At 63.8% G+C, this 16,695-nt stretch carries 16 protein-coding genes; 11 read left to right on the top strand and 5 right to left on the bottom strand.

Annotated elements, in window-relative coordinates:
- The first annotated feature begins 91 nt into the window (after positions 1-91).
- Together ACFULT_RS08915 and ACFULT_RS08910 are read left to right on the top strand one after the other, a co-directional pair.
- A complete protein-coding gene (locus ACFULT_RS08915; RefSeq protein WP_037113595.1) occupies positions 92-565 on the top strand; it encodes a DUF4334 domain-containing protein in 474 nt (157 codons plus the stop codon).
- The gene (locus tag ACFULT_RS08910) at positions 562-1,656 is read left to right on the top strand and encodes an NAD(P)-dependent alcohol dehydrogenase (protein WP_378481260.1); all 1,095 of its coding nucleotides are present in this window, start codon (positions 562-564) and stop codon (positions 1,654-1,656) included. Before ACFULT_RS08915 ends, ACFULT_RS08910 begins: the two co-directional genes overlap by 4 nt.
- On the opposite strand, the gene ACFULT_RS08905 is transcribed toward ACFULT_RS08910, so the two are convergent.
- Complete coding sequence (locus ACFULT_RS08905) at positions 1,614-2,969, bottom strand: MFS transporter (RefSeq protein ID WP_378481259.1); 1,356 nt, start codon at positions 2,967-2,969, stop codon at positions 1,614-1,616. The two genes, ACFULT_RS08910 and ACFULT_RS08905, sit on opposite strands and share 43 nt — an antisense overlap.
- A gap of 222 nt (positions 2,970-3,191) precedes the next feature.
- On the opposite strand from ACFULT_RS08905, the gene ACFULT_RS08900 reads away from it, so the two are divergent.
- From ACFULT_RS08900 to ACFULT_RS08890, 3 genes are read left to right on the top strand one after another with little or no spacing between them, the layout of a single operon-like run.
- Positions 3,192-4,871 carry an AMP-binding protein gene (locus tag ACFULT_RS08900; protein ID WP_378481258.1) on the top strand — a complete coding sequence of 560 codons (1,680 nt, stop codon included), beginning with the start codon at positions 3,192-3,194 and terminating at the stop codon, positions 4,869-4,871.
- Between the two features lie 34 nt (positions 4,872-4,905).
- Positions 4,906-5,955: a phosphotransferase family protein gene (locus ACFULT_RS08895; RefSeq protein ID WP_094719218.1), complete on the top strand. Its 1,050-nt coding sequence runs from the start codon at positions 4,906-4,908 to the stop codon at positions 5,953-5,955.
- Positions 5,956-5,974: 19 nt separating this feature from the next.
- A complete protein-coding gene (locus tag ACFULT_RS08890; RefSeq protein ID WP_378481257.1) occupies positions 5,975-7,240 on the top strand; it encodes an acyl-CoA dehydrogenase family protein in 1,266 nt (421 codons plus the stop codon).
- Here ACFULT_RS08890 and ACFULT_RS08885 read toward each other — a convergent pair.
- Positions 7,231-7,821 (bottom strand): 3,4-dihydroxy-2-butanone-4-phosphate synthase, encoded by a 591-nt coding sequence (locus ACFULT_RS08885; RefSeq protein ID WP_378481256.1) that lies wholly within the window; start codon positions 7,819-7,821, stop codon positions 7,231-7,233. The genes ACFULT_RS08890 and ACFULT_RS08885 overlap by 10 nt on opposite strands.
- Position 7,822: 1 nt before the next feature.
- Entirely contained in the window at positions 7,823-8,218 is a 396-nt protein-coding gene (locus ACFULT_RS08880) for a nuclear transport factor 2 family protein (RefSeq protein ID WP_037113624.1), read from the bottom strand.
- A 277-nt stretch (positions 8,219-8,495) separates the two neighbouring features.
- On the opposite strand from ACFULT_RS08880, the gene ACFULT_RS08875 reads away from it, so the two are divergent.
- The gene (locus tag ACFULT_RS08875) at positions 8,496-11,114 is read left to right on the top strand and encodes a LuxR C-terminal-related transcriptional regulator (RefSeq protein WP_094719229.1); all 2,619 of its coding nucleotides are present in this window, start codon (positions 8,496-8,498) and stop codon (positions 11,112-11,114) included.
- A gap of 37 nt (positions 11,115-11,151) precedes the next feature.
- Here ACFULT_RS08875 and ACFULT_RS08870 read toward each other — a convergent pair whose 3' ends face one another.
- Both ACFULT_RS08870 and ACFULT_RS08865 read right to left on the bottom strand, forming a co-directional pair.
- A complete protein-coding gene (locus ACFULT_RS08870; protein ID WP_037113626.1) occupies positions 11,152-11,988 on the bottom strand; it encodes a mycofactocin-coupled SDR family oxidoreductase in 837 nt (278 codons plus the stop codon).
- Between the two features lie 27 nt (positions 11,989-12,015).
- Entirely contained in the window at positions 12,016-13,209 is a 1,194-nt protein-coding gene (locus tag ACFULT_RS08865) for an acyl-CoA dehydrogenase family protein (protein ID WP_378481255.1), read from the bottom strand.
- Between the two features lie 153 nt (positions 13,210-13,362).
- Here ACFULT_RS08865 and ACFULT_RS08860 point away from each other — a divergent pair, with 153 nt between their 5' ends.
- The 5 genes from ACFULT_RS08860 to ACFULT_RS08840 all read left to right on the top strand — a co-directional run bounded on the left by ACFULT_RS08860 (position 13,363) and on the right by ACFULT_RS08840 (position 16,647).
- Complete coding sequence (locus tag ACFULT_RS08860) at positions 13,363-14,142, top strand: response regulator transcription factor (RefSeq protein ID WP_378481254.1); 780 nt, start codon at positions 13,363-13,365, stop codon at positions 14,140-14,142.
- Between the two features lie 86 nt (positions 14,143-14,228).
- Entirely contained in the window at positions 14,229-15,395 is a 1,167-nt protein-coding gene (locus ACFULT_RS08855; RefSeq protein ID WP_037113869.1) for an LLM class flavin-dependent oxidoreductase, read from the top strand.
- 6 nt (positions 15,396-15,401) lie between these two features.
- The gene (locus ACFULT_RS08850; RefSeq protein ID WP_037113632.1) at positions 15,402-15,818 is read left to right on the top strand and encodes an SRPBCC family protein; all 417 of its coding nucleotides are present in this window, start codon (positions 15,402-15,404) and stop codon (positions 15,816-15,818) included.
- Positions 15,815-16,150, top strand: a complete 336-nt coding sequence (locus ACFULT_RS08845; RefSeq protein WP_378481253.1) for a hypothetical protein — start codon at positions 15,815-15,817, stop codon at positions 16,148-16,150. The genes ACFULT_RS08850 and ACFULT_RS08845 overlap by 4 nt, the downstream gene beginning before the upstream one ends.
- An 8-nt stretch (positions 16,151-16,158) precedes the next feature.
- Positions 16,159-16,647, top strand: a complete 489-nt coding sequence (locus ACFULT_RS08840; RefSeq protein ID WP_378481252.1) for a flavin reductase family protein — start codon at positions 16,159-16,161, stop codon at positions 16,645-16,647.
- Positions 16,648-16,695: the final 48 nt, after the last annotated feature.

Genomic DNA, 16,695 nt, shown 5'->3' with positions numbered 1-16,695 from the left:
GCTGCACCCTTGTCAGGTCGGACAACCTTGCCGAACCAATCGGTTCGGCGTAAGTTCCGAACCAAATGGTTCGGCAACTGGAAGGAGACCCGTGGATATCGCCGAGGCACGCTCGAGGTTCACCGAGCTCACGCAGAAGACGGACGGTGTGCTTCCCGCCGACCTCGACGCAGTGTGGTCTGCACTCGAGCCCGTCCGCGCGGAGGATGTACTCGGCGCATGGAAGGGATCGCAGTTCCTCACCGGACATCGCCTGTGCCGCAAGCTCACCGCAAGCAACTGGCATGGCAAGAACTTCGAATCTCTCGAGCGGGCTCAACCTCTGATATGCAGAAACGACAACGGTGAGCTGTATTCGGACGTCGAGACCGGAGGGGGCGAGGCGAGCCTGTGGAACATCGAGTTCCGCGGCGAGGTGACGGCCACCATGGTCTACGACGGCGCGCCCATCTTCGATCATTTCAAGCGCGTCGACTCGAACACGTTGATGGGCATCATGAACGGTAAACCCGCGCTCGTACTCGACGGCGGCCACCACTACTACTTCGCCCTCGAACGCGAATGACCACGAGCATGTCAGCTGCCGTGTCGCGAGGACCGAACACTTCGTTCGCGCTCGAGCAGGTGGACATCGACGATCCCCGCCCGGACGAGATACTGGTACGTATCGCCGCAACCGGACTGTGCCACACGGACCTGTTCACCAAAGCAGCAACGCCCGCGAAGTCCGGGCCCGCGATCCTCGGCCACGAAGGCGCGGGAGTGGTCGTGGAGGTCGGGCGCGAGATCGAGGGTGTTGCACCGGGCGACCACGTCGTACTGACCTACCGGCATTGTGGTCGGTGCGACCGATGTCTACGGGGCAACCCCGCCTACTGTCTGCGTTCGTACTCCCTCAACCGGCTCGGGCCGAGGCCGGACGGCACCCATGTGGTGGCGTCCGACGGAACTGGAGTGAACACCCGGTTCTTCGGTCAGTCGAGTTTCGCCGAGTACGCGATCGCGTACGCAGACAACGTGGTGGTGGTCGACCACACCCTGGACTTGAATGTAATTGCCCCGCTGGGGTGTGGATTTCAAACCGGCGCCGGTGCGATTCTCAATGTCCTTCGACCCGAATCGGATTCGTCGGTCGTGGTGTTCGGTGCAGGCAGCGTCGGATTCTCAGCGATGCTCGCGGCGAGATCGGCCGGTGTCCAGGCGATCGTCGCAGTGGATCCACACGACACCCGTCGTGATCTTGCGCGGTCGTTCGGGTTCGAGGCAGTCGATTCCGCTGCCGGAAACGTCGTGGAACAGGTCCGCGACTTCACCGGAGGCGGCGCGACGCACGGGCTCGACACCACCGGCATTCCCGCCGTCGTACTCACCGCTCTGTCGACCCTACGAGCTCGCGGGGACCTCGTCGTTCTCGGACTCGGCGACCGCGAGCTGACCATCGACGTTCAGGATCTGATGCTGAGCGGCAAGAGCATCAGAGGGTGCATCGAAGGTGACTCGGTCGCGAGGGAGTTCATTCCACAGCTGGCGAACCTGTACGCCCGTGGCGACTTCCCGGTGGACCGCCTGACGACCGAGTACCCCTTCTCGGACCTGGAACGCGCCATTGCCGATCAGCGTGCGGGCGCCGTGGTCAAACCCGTACTCGTATGGTGACGAGCCCTGACCGTCGCCAGCGCAACGAGCCCGGCCACAGCGAGCACCATCACGAAGAACGCAGGTGACAGATTGTTTCCGGTCTGCTCGACCAACCACACCGCGACGAACGGGGCTGTGCCACCGGCGATGATTACTCCCAAGTTCCATCCCATCGCGACTCCGGTGTAGCGCGAGCGCTTGTCGAAGAACTGCGGAATGATCGTGTAGACACCCACCTGCGTGGCCGTGCTGTTGAGCATGATGACGACGAACGCGAGTGTCGCGACGACGATGCCGTGGTGCATCAGACCCATCATCGGATAGGTCAGCGCCACGAATCCGACGAAACCGATGGTCATCAGCCTGACGGTGCCGATCCGGTCTCCCAGCACACCAGCGAGAGGCATTGCCAGAGCGGCGATTCCGATCGCGAGTGTTGCAACCCAGAACACCGAGGTGGAATCGTAACCGAGTTGCTTCGTGAGGTGGATGGCCATGTAGGTCAGTCCGATGTACGCGGTTCCGTTCACTGCAGCACTCAAGGCCGTCGCCTGAGCAAGTGCGCGAGGCTGTTTCAGGAACACTGCGCTGAGCGGGGCGCTCGACTCGTGAGTGTCGGAGGCTCCGGCCGTCGACGTGCCCGGCCCTCCGTCTGCGTCGTGCGTCTCCTCGACGCGGGTGCGAATCCACAGGCAGAAGACCGTCAACGGAAGGGCCAGCAAGAATGGGACTCTCCACCCCCAACTGTCCATCGATGCGTCCGTCGTCAGCGCCGACACGGCGCCCGCGACGGCAGCAGCCAGTGCGAACCCGCCGGTCGATCCCATCGGGGTGAACGCGCCGTACGTGGCTTTCAGATGCGAGGGCGCCGATTCCGAGATGAACGTGGCCGATCCCCCGACCTCACCACCTGCTGAGAATCCCTGCAGCAACCGTACGAGGACGAGCAGGACCGTCGCCCACACCCCGATCTGCGCGGGCGTGGGAAGAAGACCCATCGCTGTGCTGCCGACACCCATGCACACGAGAGTGGCCATCAATGCTTTCTTACGTCCCAACCGGTCACCGACATGGCCGAACACGATGCCGCCCAGCGGGCGGACCAAGTACGCGGTCCCGAAGACCGCCAAGGCGGACAGCAGCGACACGACAGGCTCGTCGCTCGGGAAATAGATCGGCGCGATCACCACCGCCAGGTAGCCGTACAGGCTGAAGTCGTAGTACTCGATCAGGGTGCCCACGCCACCTGCCAACGCAGCCCGGCGCGCTGTTTTCCGCTTGGCCGGTGTCCACGAGCCCGCGGTCGTCGAACTGAGATTCTGTGCGGTCATATATATCGACTTTCTCGTCATGAATGTGACCTGCGTCATTCGAAATGATGGTTCCCGAACGATCGATTGTCAACCACTGAACAGTCGAAATCTCCGTTCAAGTGCGTCGATACCCATTTTCGAACGTGGAGCAAGAAACTTGACAAGCGATCGCTCGGCCCGAACGATGGTGAGAAATCGATCACTGCACGGCGATCGCAGGACCTAGGACGAGGCGGAACAGTGAAGCAACTCGACGACACCCTCCGAACCGACGATCGCCCGTGGGCCGGCATGTACCCGAGCACCGCGACGCCTGACGCGGCGTCGGCTTTTCCGACCCTGCTGGATGCGTGGGACGCACACGTGTCGGCGACGCCCGACGGTCCTTCGGTGCACTATTTCGGTGCCACCCTCACGTTCGCGGAGGTCGACGCCGCTGCCGACGCGCTCGCGCAGACGGTGCACGATGCGGGTATCGCGCCGAAAGATCGCATCGCGGTGTACCTGCAGAACGATCCGCAATGGCTCGTCGCCGTCCTCGCCGCCTGGAAGATCGGCGCGATTCCGGTGGCCGTCAACCCGATGCTGCGGGCAGGGGAGCTCGAACATCACCTCGTCGACTGCGGCGCTACGGCGCTGATCTGCCTGGACAGCCTGTACACCGAGTCCGTCGCCCCGATTCGGGTGAAGACGGCACTCGACATCGTCGTCACCACGCATCCGCTGGACATGACCCCCGACGCGTCGGTGCCGGCGTCGGTGCGTGCGCACATCCCTGCGCCACAGTCGTTCTCGGACACCACGGCTTGGACGACAGCGGTCGCCGGACGCGGTGTGCCGTCGACCCACCCGGCGGGTGCCGACGACATCGGCATTCTCACCTACACGTCGGGTACGACAGGCCGTTCCAAAGGAGCGATGAACCTGCACGGTTCGCTCGTGCACAATTCCACCGTCTACACCCATTGGTGGGACCTGCGCGCAGATCGTGACGTGATCATCGGCGTCGCACCCGTCTTCCACATCACCGGCATCGTCGCGTGCCTCGGAATACACATCTTCAGCGGTGCGCCACTGGTTCTGATGCACCGCTTCGACGCCGAAGAGACACTCCGAGCGATCAGTCGATGGCGCGGCACGTTCATGATCGGGGCGAGCACGTTGTTCATTGCCCTGAGCAACCATCCAGCCAAGGACGAACTGAATCTCGGTTCGCTCACCAAGACCCCGTCCGGCGGGGCGCCCGTGTCGCCCGCGCTCGTGGATCGCGTCCGAGACGCGACGGGATGGGTGTTACGCGGCGCGTACGGAATGACCGAAACGACGTCGCCGACACACCTCGGGCCACCCGAGATCGATCCGCCGGTCGATCCCGACAGCGGCGCGCTGTCCGTGGGAATCCCGGTGCCGAAGGCGAATGTTCGCATCGTCGACTTGAGCGACGGACATGACCTCGGGCCCGGCGAGGTCGGGGAAATCGTCGTGTCGGGCCCGATGGTGGTGCCCGGGTACTGGCAGATGCCGGAGGAATCCGCTCACGCGATTCGCGATGGTTGGCTGCACACCGGCGATGTCGGCAAGGTCACCGACAACGGCTGGCTCTTCGTCGTGGACCGACTGAAGGACATGATCAACGCAGGCGGCTACAAGGTGTTTCCCCGCGATGTCGAAGACGTGCTGTATCAGCATCCAGCGGTGCGCGAAGCCTCCGTCGTCGGAGTCCCCGACGAATATCGAGGCGAGACCGTCAAAGCGTTCGTCTCGCTGACGGCCGGCTCGTCGGTCACCCCCGAGGAGCTCATCGAATTCTGCAAAACCCGAATGGCGGCCTACAAGTACCCCCGGGAACTGGTTGTGATGGAGGAACTTCCGAAGACCACGAGCGGCAAATTGCTTCGCCGTGAACTTCGCAATTCCTGACGACGCTGTTCGAAACCTTCGAAAGGGACCGATAATGGACACCACGACGGTGGACGAGCTGGACGTGGTTGCCGTGCGCGAGTGGTTGGCACACGTGGAGTCCTCGCCCGTGAACGATCTGACCGCTCGCCTCATCGCGGGAGGGCGTTCCAATCCGACCTACGAACTGGGCGATGGCAGCAAGAACTGGATTCTGCGTCGCCCTCCCCGCGGACACGTCCTTCCGACAGCCCACGACATGGGCCGAGAGTACCGAGCTCTGACGGCACTGAGAGACAGCGCAGTACCCGTGCCGAGAACGGTCGGGATCTGCGAGGACACGACGGTGATCGGTACGACCTTCTACGTGATGGACAGGCTCGACGGCGTCACCCTCCGCACCCAGGAGGACACCGCGACGCTCAGCGAGTCGCAACGCCGCGGGCTCGCGGATTCGATGTCCACCGTCCTCGCTGATCTGCACTCCATCGACCCCGCCGAGGTGGGCCTGGCGAACTGGGGCAAGCCCGACGGGTTCCTGGAGCGGCAACTCGGCCGGTGGCTTCGGCAGTGGGACGCATCCGCCACCGCCGAACGGCCCGAGGTCGCCGAACTGCACCGCCGACTACGCTCTGCCCTTCCGCCGCGGAGCTATCCGGGAATCGTGCACGGCGACTTCAAGATCGACAACATGATGGTCGACCGTTCCGACCCGACGACAATTCTGGGTGTGCTCGACTGGGAGATGTCCACGCTCGGAGACACCCTCACGGACCTCGGAATACTGTGCTCGTTCTGGGACAACGCCGGTGAGTTCTACAACCCGATCACTGCAGGTGCCACCGCGCTGCCCGGGTTCCCGACCCGCGACGAGATGGTGCAGCGTTACCTCGCGACGCGCGGCATCGACGTGCCCGACATCGACTGGTACCTCGTGTTCGCCGATTTCAAGATAGCGGTCATCCTCGAAGGTATTCACGCGCGGTACGCCCAGGGGCACACCGACGGTGAGGACTTCTCACGCGTCGGCGACATGGTCGGGCCGCTGCTCGGGCGCGCGCTCGACCGCGCATCTGCTTCTTCCGTCACCGGCCTCGCCGGCTGAACAGTCAAAGGACCTCCTCATGACGCACGCCGTGAACACTCCCGCCATGCCCGCTACCGTCGACGTCGCATCTCTGGATCTTCGTCCGTCCGAGACAGCGCTTCGTTTGCGCGAGAGCCTGGTCGAGTTCATGCACACGCACGTCTTTCCCGCCGAGGCCGAGTACGAGCGCTACCGAGCCTCGGTAGGTCCGGAGGACAGCTCGCTCCCTCCTGTCGTCGAGACGTTGAAGAAGGAAGCGCGCGCACGCGGTCTCTGGAATTTGTTTCTCCCTGCCTATTCCGGGATCAGCCAACTCGACTATGCAGGGCTCGCCGAGATCACCGGGTGGAGTTTGCATCTGGCGCCCGAGGCCACCAACGGCCAGGCTCCGGACACCGGCAACATGGAACTGCTGCATCTGTTCGGCACGGAGGAACAGCAGCAGCAGTGGCTGGAGCCGTTGAAGGAAGGTGAAATTCGGTCCGCGTTCTCCATGACCGAGGTCGAGGTTGCAAGTTCCGACGCCACCAACATCCAGACCCGAATCGTCCGAGACGGCGACCACTACGTGATCAACGGTCGAAAGTGGTGGACCAGCGGCGCATCCGACCCGCGGTGCCGGTTGCTCATCGTCATGGGCAAGACCGACCCCGACGCTCCGACGCATCGTCAACAGTCGATGGTGCTCGTACCGATCGACACTCCAGGTGTGACCGTCGTACGCGATGTTCCGGTGTTCGGCCGGCTGGATCAACACGGGCACTGCGAGGTGGTCTACGACGACGTCCGAGTACCCGTCACCAACATTCTCGGCGAGGAGGGCGCCGGCTTCGCGATCGCGCAGGCACGCCTCGGCCCCGGTCGTATCCACCACTGCATGCGCGCACTCGGCGCATCCGAACGAGCGCTGTCGCTGATGGTGTCGCGGGCACAGTCCCGCGTCGCGTTCGGCAAGCCGCTCGCCGAACAGGGTGTGGTGCAGGCCCAGATCGCCGAGTCGCGGATCGCGATCGATCAAGCACGCCTGCTGTGCCAGTACGCATCGAAGATCACGGACGTACATGGCAACAAAGCTGCGGCACCGTACGTCTCGGCTGCCAAGGTCTCCGTCCCCCGGGTGGCGCTCGACGTCATCGATCGCGCCATCCAGGTTCACGGCGGCGCAGGCGTCAGCGACGACGTGCCACTCGCCGCGATGTACGGCTGGCATCGAGCCATGCGCATCTTCGACGGCCCGGACGAAGTCCACGTACGTACCATCGCGAAATCCGAGCTGCGCCGTGGGTCCTGCAGTCAGAAGTAGGCGTACTCGGACATTCGGATGACCGGCATTACCCGGCTGCCCTGCCGAAACGCTGTCGTGTCGTCACGAATGGACGTTTCCAACGCGGTGAAGACCGCCGATCCTTCGACCAGTTCTGCGATCAGGTCGGGTCTGGTGGGACGCTCACCCGACGCAAGCACGGGAACGAGGTGCCCTGGTCGGGTGAAGTCCGACGCCACCGCCTCCCGGCGCGAAAGGGCGCGTGCGGTGGCGGCGCGGTCGGCACCGGAGATTCCCGTGGTGGTGCCTGCCACGACATCCACGGACACCCGAGGTGAGCCAAGGTAGAACGAGCTTCGCTGAGACCAGGCGACCGGTGGTAGATCGAGCCGTCGGCATGTCTCGTCGTCGACGGTGATGCAGACGAATCCCGACCCGAAGCGAATCAGATGGGCTGTCACGGAAACGTCGACGTTCTTTGCTGCGACAACAAGATCACTCCCAGTTCCCCGAAGATCGTCGACGACGACGATGGGTGCACCCTGCGACAGGGCCATTCGGGCACGTCGGCGTGCGGACCAGGACCGGGCGGGTACGTAATGCCGCGTGGCTGAGGTCATCTCACACCGTGATCCCGACACGCGACCAGAAGGCCTCGAAGCTGGACGGCACCATGTCGGTGCCGCGGACGACCTTTCCGTCTACGAAGCGATGCGTCATCACCATCGTGATGTCGAGTTCGTCGTCGCCGAGCTTGCGGAACGCGCGAATGTTGGCTGTCACCAACTCGTCTCCGATCACCTCGACGCCGAGAACTTCGTTGGCCGAGGCGTCGAGTTTCGCAAGCACACCGAACGCTTCGAGAAACTCTCCTTTGGTGTAGAGCCGGAGGTCTCCCTCGAGTGTGAATCCAGCCCACGTCAGGTCATCGGAGTACAGCGCGACGAGGGGTCCGGGGTCGCCCGCGTCCGCCGCCGCGAATGCCGACTTCAGTGCTTCTGCATTCTGCTGACTCATGGGTATCGAACCTCCGTGTCGTGATGGTGGAGCCCGCGCGGGCTCTGTGTCCTGGATCGCGGACTCTGTGTCCTGGATCACTCTGCCCGGGCGGGAACACCGGGAGAACCGTCCTACTACGTGGTTCGCTACGGGCGACAATTCGCGCTGGTCACCGAGCCACGGCTCGAACCCGATCGGTACGTGTGACCGAACTTGACCCCCGCGCGTTGACAACCACCTGTTCGGTCAACAAGAGTGATTCCGATCTCACCCGCTGACGTGCCGAGGAGGCCGAATGAATGCCGACGAATGGCGCGAGATCCATACGCTGCGTTCGTCGGGAGTCCCCATCAAGGGCATAGCACAGAGATTGTCCATGTCTCGCAACACCGTTCGACGCGCCCTCTCTCTCGACGCGCCGCCGGACGATCGTCGCAGCATTCGCCGATCCGCCGACGACAGCGTCGACGCCTCTATTCGTGATGTCATCGCCGCCGCACCGGGGATCGGTGTCGGCGAGATCGGTCGACGCGTCGGGTGGGACGGGGCGCGAACGACGCTGGTGCGTCGAGTCGACACCGCGCGCAGACAATTGTCCGAGCTCGCCGAATCTCCTCCCGACTGCGAGTCCACACCGTCGCTGCCCAACTACGCGACACCGTTCGTCGGCCGGGATTCAGAGTTGCGCACACTGCAGTTGCTCGTCGGCACCGAACGTCTCATCACGATCAACGGTCCCGGCGGAATGGGTAAGACGCGATTGGCCGTCCACGCCGCCAGCCGATTCCGTCGTGCGTTCGCCGACGGCGTCCGCGTCGTCGAACTTGCGTCGCTCCACATGCCCGAACTGTTGCCGCAGGCCGTCGCCGATGCCCTCGGACTGTCGAATCGCGGCCTGCAGAGCACGGCGACTCAGAACACGCTGATCGAATACCTCGGCAACCGGCGAATGTTGTTGGTACTGGACAACTGCGAGCATCTACTCGATGCCAGCGCGGGGCTCATCTCCGCTCTCCTGCGCGGTACCACCCAGGTACACATCATCGCGACGTCACGCGAGGTTCTGGGCATTCCGGAGGAGCACCGGCTGGCCTTGCAGCCCATGCACACCACATCGGGAGTGGAGCGTGCCGCTCCCGGTGCGGTGGAACTGTTCGCATCCAGGGCGTCGGCGATCCTTCCTGCATTCTCGATCACGCCGTCCAACCGTGACGCGGTCGAGCGGGTCTGCGCACGTCTGGACGGCATGCCACTCGCCATCGAACTGGCGTGCTCGAGATTGAGTGTGCTGTCGATCGATCAGCTCGCGGCACGGCTCGACCATCGCCTCGACCTTCTCACCGAAGGTAACCGCACCGGGCCGACGAGGCATCGAAGCCTCCAGGCCACCGTGGACTGGAGCTACGAGCTGTGCACCAGGGAACAGCAATTGCTGTGGGCGCGCACGTCGGTGTTCGTCGGCGGATTCGACCTCGACATGGCCGAGCAGGTGTGTTCGGGCCGCGGTATCTCCAGCCACGGCATCCTCGACGGCGTGTTCGCCCTGGTGGCCAAGTCGATCCTGCAGCGCATCGAGGAGAACGGTCAGGTCCGATTCCGAATGCTCGAGACCCTGCGCGAGTACGGGTTCGCGCAGTTGACACCGGAGGAGGCAGAGGCGCTGCGGAACCGTCACTTCACCTGGTGTGCCGATGTGCTGCACCGCGCCTCCGACAGCTGGTTCGGTCCGGACCAGGCGATCACCAGTTCGTGTGTGCACGACAACCGCGCGGACATCAGGTACGCGCTCGAACGTGCACTACGCTCCCCTGATTCCGAGCAGGCACGTCGCGGTGCGAACCTCATCGCCGATGTCTGGTTCCTGTGGGCGTGCGGGATCTCGGTCCCCGAGCATCGACTGTGGCTGGACCGGGTGCTCGGACAGCCGGAGTTCGCCGACATCAGAGACAGGGCTTCGGCGACGGCCGGTCTGGTGATGACGCTCCAGGGAGACCGTGTGGCTGCAGACGAGGTACTGCGACGGGCGATCGAATCGAGTGGCGACGACCCACTCGTACGTGCGTTCTCGACGCACGTTCTGGGTCTGAACGAGTTCTTCGACGGCCGATTCGACTCGGCGATCGGCTTCTTGACCACCTCACGCGAGCTCTACAACTCCATCCCCGACCGTGTGGACCTACTGTGCACCATGAAAATCCACCTGGGAATGGTGTACAGCTTCACCGGTAACCTCGACGAGGCACTCGAGGCGTTCGATTCGGTCCGGGTTCTCGCCGAGAAGACCGGTGAAATCTGGCTTCGTTCGTATGCCGTCTACGGCCTCGGTCTGGTCGCACTCGTAGCCGAACGATTCTCCGAAGCAGCCGACTTCGCGGTGACTGCGCTCGATCTGCATCGGGCGTTCGACGACGTCGTGGGAACCACGTTGATGACCGATCTCCTCGCCTGGGCCGAGGCGGAATCCGGATCCGCCGACCGCGCAGCGGTATTGCTCGGTGCGGCGTCGGCGATGTGGGGTTCGTTCGGCGAACAGCTGTACGGTTCGGAGCACTGGATCGACAAGCGCGAGACGTTCGAGCAACGTGCGCGTGCTGCGCTGGGCGCGAAGGAGTTCGAGGAACACCGCGCGTCGGGTTCGACGATGTCGGTATCCGAACTCACTCGCTATGCGCTCGGTGAGACTGCTCTGACGAGTCCGACCAAGACCACGTCCGCCGCAGCCTCACCCGCGGTCGCACTTTCGCCCCGAGAACGCGAGGTCGCCGAGATGCTCGCGGACGGGATGTCCAACAAGGACATCGCCGCCAAACTCGTGCTCTCACCGCGCACCATCGAGGGTCACGTCGAACGTGTCCTGCAGAAGTTGGGGATGAGCCGCAGACAGGAAGTCGCCGGGTACTTCGCAGCGGTCTGATCGGCGCGGCCCGATGAACCGGACCGCGCCGAGGGGACTAGACCTTGCTGAGCGCGCCTGCGTCGATCGGCAACGCGATGCCGGTGACGTATCGTGCCGCGTCCGACGCCAACCAGACGACGCCGTTGCTGATGTCCACCGCGTCGACCCACGGAACTGGCAACGTGTTCATCGCCCCCTGGCATGCCTCCCGGAAATCGTCCTGGGTCGGATGTTCCAGATCGGGACGGAACAACTTGTACATCGGCTCGTTGTCGATCATGTCGGTCAACACCGATGTGGGGTGGATCGAGTTGCATCGAATGCGGTACTGGCCCAGTTCGTTCGATGCAGTTCTCGCAAGTCCGGTTACTCCGTGTTTCGCGGCGACGTAATGCGCGAAGTTCGGGAATCCCTGAATTCCACCGGTCGACGAGATCAAGATGATCGAACCTCCCTCGCCCTGCGCGATGAGGTGGGGCACGGTCGCTCGCATCGTCTTCCACACGCCCGAGAGATTGATGTCGATCATCTCGTCCCACTGCTCTTCGCTCAGCTCGTGCAGCGGCGCCGACGAGAAGATTCCGGCATTGGCGACGACGGTGTCGAGGCGACCGAGTTCTGCGATGCCCTCGGACACCGCTGCTTCCAATTGCCCGAGCTCACGCACGTCGGCAACGACAGCGTGCGCCCGCCGGTCGTACTTCTCGATTTCCCGCACCGTGAGATCGAGATCCTCGCGAGAGGATCCTTTGTACTTCGTCGTCTCCGGCTTGCTGCAGAGGTCAACGACGATGACGTCGGCTCCTTCCTCGGCGAGCCTGACCGCGTGCGAACGCCCCTGTCCGCGAGCGGCTCCGGTGACCAGTGCTACTTTTCCTTCGAGCTGTCCCACTGTGTTCTTCCTTTCTGTCGACGGAGGTCAGGACCGGTGGTCGTAACCGGGCACGATCGCCTTGGCGGCCTCGACCAGACTGATCTGATCGACCAGCATGTGCTGTGTGGCAACCGCGATATCGCGGCTGCAGCGACCGAGCGCACTGGGGTTACGGATCGCCTGGCTTCCTGCCCATCGGTGCGCGAACTGCACGATCTCACCGGCCACTTCCTGCACCCAGGTGGTCACCTGACGCAATCGCGCGCGCTGCTCGTCGGTGATGTCCTCACCGCGGCGTGCGCTGTCCTCGGCATCGCCGTGCGCCTGGTAGACGTACGCGCGAGCGGCCTGAAGCAGAGCCTCGTTCTTCGCGAAGTCGCGAAGGAAAAGCTGCGATTCCCCGACGGCACCGTCATAGCCGGGGCGATTCTTCTTGGATGCGATTCGGACGACTTCCTCGAGTGCACGGGTGGCAATACCGAGCGCCACCGGTGCGTGACCGCCGACACCGATGCCGAGAAGACCCAGTTTGTAGACAGGTTCCGGTCGGACGGGCACTGTGGAGAAGGTTTCCATCGTGAACCTGTCCGGGACGAAGACGTCGTCGACGAGATAGTCGTAGCTTCCGGTTCCGACCATGCCCATCACGTCCCAGTTTCCGAGAAACTCCACGTCGGTACGGGGAAGGAAGCCGATTCGGCAGTCCGGACCACCGTTGGCGTCGAGCACGGGGTTGCCTGCATCGTCGTGCACGACGAATCCTGCACCGATCCACGATGCGTGCGCCGATCCGCTGCCGAACTGGAACTTGCCGGTGACCCGATATCCACCGTCGACACGCACTGCCTTACCGGTGGGCATGATCATGCCTGCGGTGATGCCGCGGGCCGGGCCGTCGAACATTTCGCGGGCTCCGACATCGTTCATGAACCCGACTGCGACTCCGGTGGAGAACGCATTGGCCATCAGCGCCCAGCCGGTGGACCCGTCGGCGCGTGAGATCTCCTCGATCACCTTCAGCGCTTCGACAATTCCCTTTCCGCCGCCGCCGAATTCGGTAGGGACCAGCAGCCAGAAGAGCTCCTGCTCGACGAGAGCGTCGTAGACGGCCGACGTGATGGTGGCGTCGGATTCGATGGTGTTCGCTTCGCGTTCGACGACACGGGCAACCGTTCGAGCCCGTTCGGTGTAGTCGGGCGACAAGCTGGTGGCGACGGGAGCGTCGATGGTGCTGGTCATGTGCTGTACGACCTTTCGTTCGAGCACGGCTTCGGTATGACTCACATCACAATGCTCTGCGCAGCCCCCGGCCGGACGCGCAGAACTACGTGATCCACTACGTGCTTGGGAGAACTCGACCGGGAGCAGGGGAAATATAGATAGCATTCGGTCATGCAGTCGCAGGTGGAGCACACGCGGTCGTGGCAGGACGTGTTGTCCGCCGAGCACATGCGTCGAATCCTGGAAGTCCTGGAAGTTGCGCGCTCGTCGGCAGGTGGGACTCGATACAAGGAAGCTTTGGTGGATGCCATCGCGACGGTGTTCGACGTCCGCGACGTGACGTTCTTCTTCGGCACGACTTACCCGACGTTGTTCGCCGATCCCGCGCCCCTGCTCACCGGTGCAGCCGAGCCGTTGCTAGGCGAGTACCAGGAGAGGTGGCGAGACAAGGACGTGTTCGCGCTCCCCCAGGCACGACGCGTACTCACCGACGACGGCTTCGCAACACTCGACGATCTGGCGAGACTTCCCGTGCCCCAGCGTTCCTACGTCGAGGATTATCTTGCGCCGCATGGAATGGGCACGGCATCGGCGATCCATCTGCGGTTCGCCGACGGTGAGGCGCTGGTGGGCATGTTCGACCGCGAACGGTACTGGGATCGGAGCGACATCACCGCGATGAAGTTCCTGGCCGGTCATCTGCGTGCGAGCGCGAGATCCGTCGCCATCTGCGAAGCGCCACCCGAGACGGACCCGCTCGTCGGGCTCAGCCCACGGCAGTGGGATGTCGCGGAGCTGATCGGAGACGGTCTGACCAACGCGGAGATCGCGGTCGAGCTGAACTTGACGGAGATGACAGTCAAGAAATACGTCAGCCGCATCTTCGACACGACCGGTTTCCGCAATCGCTCTGCCCTCGCGGCGTCCGTGTCTCGGCGGGGCACACCGTAACTGTCCTCTTTCGAGGACTGTTTCGTGGTGTGTCGTGGGTCATACGGTGATTGGGACAATGTCGCCCGTCACACAGGGAGAATCACATGACGCGCCTGAAGTTCGGAACGTTCCTCGCCCCGATCCACACACCCGGGCAGAATCCGACGCTGCTTCTGCAGCGCGACCTCGAGCTCGTGGAGTACCTGGAGAAACTGGGGTACGACGAGGCGTGGTTCGGCGAGCACCACTCGGCGGGCGCCGAGATCTATGCCTCTCCCGAGATCATGATCGCAGCGGCGGGTGAGCGTACGAGCCGCATCAAGCTGGGCACCGGCGTTACGTCCGTGAGCTACCACAACCCACTGTGGGCGGCCGAGCGGATGGTGATGCTCGATCACCTCACGCACGGCCGTGTCCTGTTCGGGCTCGGACCGGGCTCGCTTCCCACCGACGCCGCGATGCTGGGTCTGTCCCAGATCGACACAAGAGAACTGCTCGCCGAGAACGCCGACATCATCATGCGTCTGCTGCGCGGGGAGACCGTCACCGCCAAGACTCGGACCCATGAACTGTTCGACGCCAAGATTCAGATGGCGCCGTACTCCGACCCGCTGTTCGACGTCGTCGTCGCGGCCATCGCGTCGCCCACCGGTGCTCGCCTGGCCGGGAAGCACGGCATCGGATTGCTGTCCATCGCAGCAACTCTCACGCCCGACGGGTTCAGCGCGCTGCAGCATCACTGGGGGATGCTCGAAGAATTCGCCGAGCAGGCAGGCCGCGCCGACGAGGTGGACCGTTCGACGTGGCGTCTCGTCGGACCGTTCCACATTGCCGAGACCGTCGAGCAGGCCTACGAGGACGTCGAACACGGAATCGAGTACTGGTTCAACTACCTTCAACATGTTGCCGCGTTCCCGCAGATGGATGTTCGCGGTACCAACAAGAAGGAAATGATCGACTTCATCAACACCTCCGGCATCGGCGTCATCGGTACCGCCGAGCAGGCCCGCGCTCAAGTACAGCGCCTTGTCGATCAGTCGGGCGGGTTCGGGACTTTGCTGGTACAGGGCCACGACTGGGCGAATCCGCAGGCTACCAAGCGTTCCTACGAACTGTTCGCCCAGGACGTCATGCCGTACTTCCAGGGCCAGGCGCAGCCGATGCTCGACGCCGCCGAGCGTGCGCAAGCCGTCCGAGAAGGGCAGGCCGACGAGCACCGCAAGGCCGTCGACCACATGACCAAGAAGTACAACGCAGAACTCGGGCGGTGATCGGACATGGCATCGGTGTCTGTGCGCCAGGAGTACTCGCAGTCCGCGGAATCGGTGTGGGCTGTGGTCGGTGACCCGGCCGGCGCCGCGAACTGGATACCGTCGCTCGAGACCTCGCGTCTGGAGGACGACGTACGCCACGTCGTCTTCACCGACGGTAATCCCGCCCGGGAGCGGATCGTGTCCCACGACGACGAGAACCGCACGTACACCTACGAATACATCGACGGGCCACTTCCGCTCGCGAAGTACACCTCCACCATCCGCGTCGACGCCACCGCGACGGGATCCGTCATCTCGTGGGACGCCGAGTTCACCGCTGCCGGTGACGATCCGGCTGCCCTCGAATCGCAGCTCGAGACCGGAATCGGCGAGATCTACCAGGGCGCACTGGACGAAGTCGCTCGCGTGGCCGCACCGTGAGCGAATCGTTGACGAATCTGTTCGAGAAGGTCACGGTGATGCACTCGGCCGATCACTGGGCAGACGCTCACCGCGACCTGACCGACATCTTCGGCGCGGCCTCGTTCTCCGACGGCGCTGCGTGGGCGGTGTTTCCTGGACTCAGTCTGTCCGACGAGCAGGGGCCTCCGTGGTCCCTGCTCGCCAAGACCGCCGATCTCGACGCCGTTGCACGGGAGGCGGCACGTCTGGGGTGGACGGTCGGCGAACCCGCGGTCGGCGGGCACGAGACACGCCTTCCGTTGACCACGCCCGCGGGCCTCACCGTCGTCGCATATTCCCCTACCAGGTAAGGACTTCTATGAACGACACCGCTGTCGACCCGGCCCACTTCCGCACGGTGCTCGGCGAATTCACCACGGGGGTAGTGGTCGTGACTTCACTCGATTCCGAGGGCACTCCCATCGGGCTGGCCGTCGGATCGTTCGCGTCGGTGTCGTTGGAACCACCACTGGTGGCATTCTTCGTCGCGCACACCTCGACGACTTTCCCGAGAATCGCTGCTGCCGGACGATTCTGCGCGAACATTCTCTCGCACGATCAAGTCGATGTGTGCCGGGGGTTCTCGCGTTCCGGAGGCAACAAGTTCGACGGCGTCGCGTGGGAACCGTCGCCGAGTGGAAGTCCCGTTCTCGACGGGGTACACGGATGGATCGACTGCACGATCACCTCGGTGCAGCGGCTGGGCGATCATGATCTGGTGGTCGGAGAGGTTCACCAGCTCGACGCAGCGGCCGGTGATCGCTCGCCGTTGGTGTTCTATCGCTCCGGGTTTCACGCGCTGCGCTGATCCGGTACCACCGGGACCCTCGGTGGTGCGCGTCCGTGCGCACCACCG

The sequence above is a fragment of the Rhodococcus sp. NPDC057297 genome (assembly GCF_042667435.1).
Lineage (GTDB): Bacteria > Actinomycetota > Actinomycetes > Mycobacteriales > Mycobacteriaceae > Rhodococcoides.
This window is presented reverse-complemented; position numbering and strand designations above follow the sequence as displayed.

Coding starts and splice junctions, on each gene's coding strand:
- ACFULT_RS08910 (WP_378481260.1), top strand. CDS start 562: ATGACCACGAGCATGTCAGCTGCCGTGTCGCGAGGACCGAACACTTCG.
- ACFULT_RS08905 (WP_378481259.1), bottom strand. CDS start 2,969: ATGACCGCACAGAATCTCAGTTCGACGACCGCGGGCTCGTGGACACCG.
- ACFULT_RS08895 (WP_094719218.1), top strand. CDS start 4,906: ATGGACACCACGACGGTGGACGAGCTGGACGTGGTTGCCGTGCGCGAG.
- ACFULT_RS08890 (WP_378481257.1), top strand. CDS start 5,975: ATGACGCACGCCGTGAACACTCCCGCCATGCCCGCTACCGTCGACGTC.
- ACFULT_RS08885 (WP_378481256.1), bottom strand. CDS start 7,821: ATGACCTCAGCCACGCGGCATTACGTACCCGCCCGGTCCTGGTCCGCA.
- ACFULT_RS08880 (WP_037113624.1), bottom strand. CDS start 8,218: ATGAGTCAGCAGAATGCAGAAGCACTGAAGTCGGCATTCGCGGCGGCG.
- ACFULT_RS08875 (WP_094719229.1), top strand. CDS start 8,496: ATGAATGCCGACGAATGGCGCGAGATCCATACGCTGCGTTCGTCGGGA.
- ACFULT_RS08865 (WP_378481255.1), bottom strand. CDS start 13,209: ATGACCAGCACCATCGACGCTCCCGTCGCCACCAGCTTGTCGCCCGAC.
- ACFULT_RS08860 (WP_378481254.1), top strand. CDS start 13,363: ATGCAGTCGCAGGTGGAGCACACGCGGTCGTGGCAGGACGTGTTGTCC.
- ACFULT_RS08855 (WP_037113869.1), top strand. CDS start 14,229: ATGACGCGCCTGAAGTTCGGAACGTTCCTCGCCCCGATCCACACACCC.
- ACFULT_RS08850 (WP_037113632.1), top strand. CDS start 15,402: ATGGCATCGGTGTCTGTGCGCCAGGAGTACTCGCAGTCCGCGGAATCG.
- ACFULT_RS08840 (WP_378481252.1), top strand. CDS start 16,159: ATGAACGACACCGCTGTCGACCCGGCCCACTTCCGCACGGTGCTCGGC.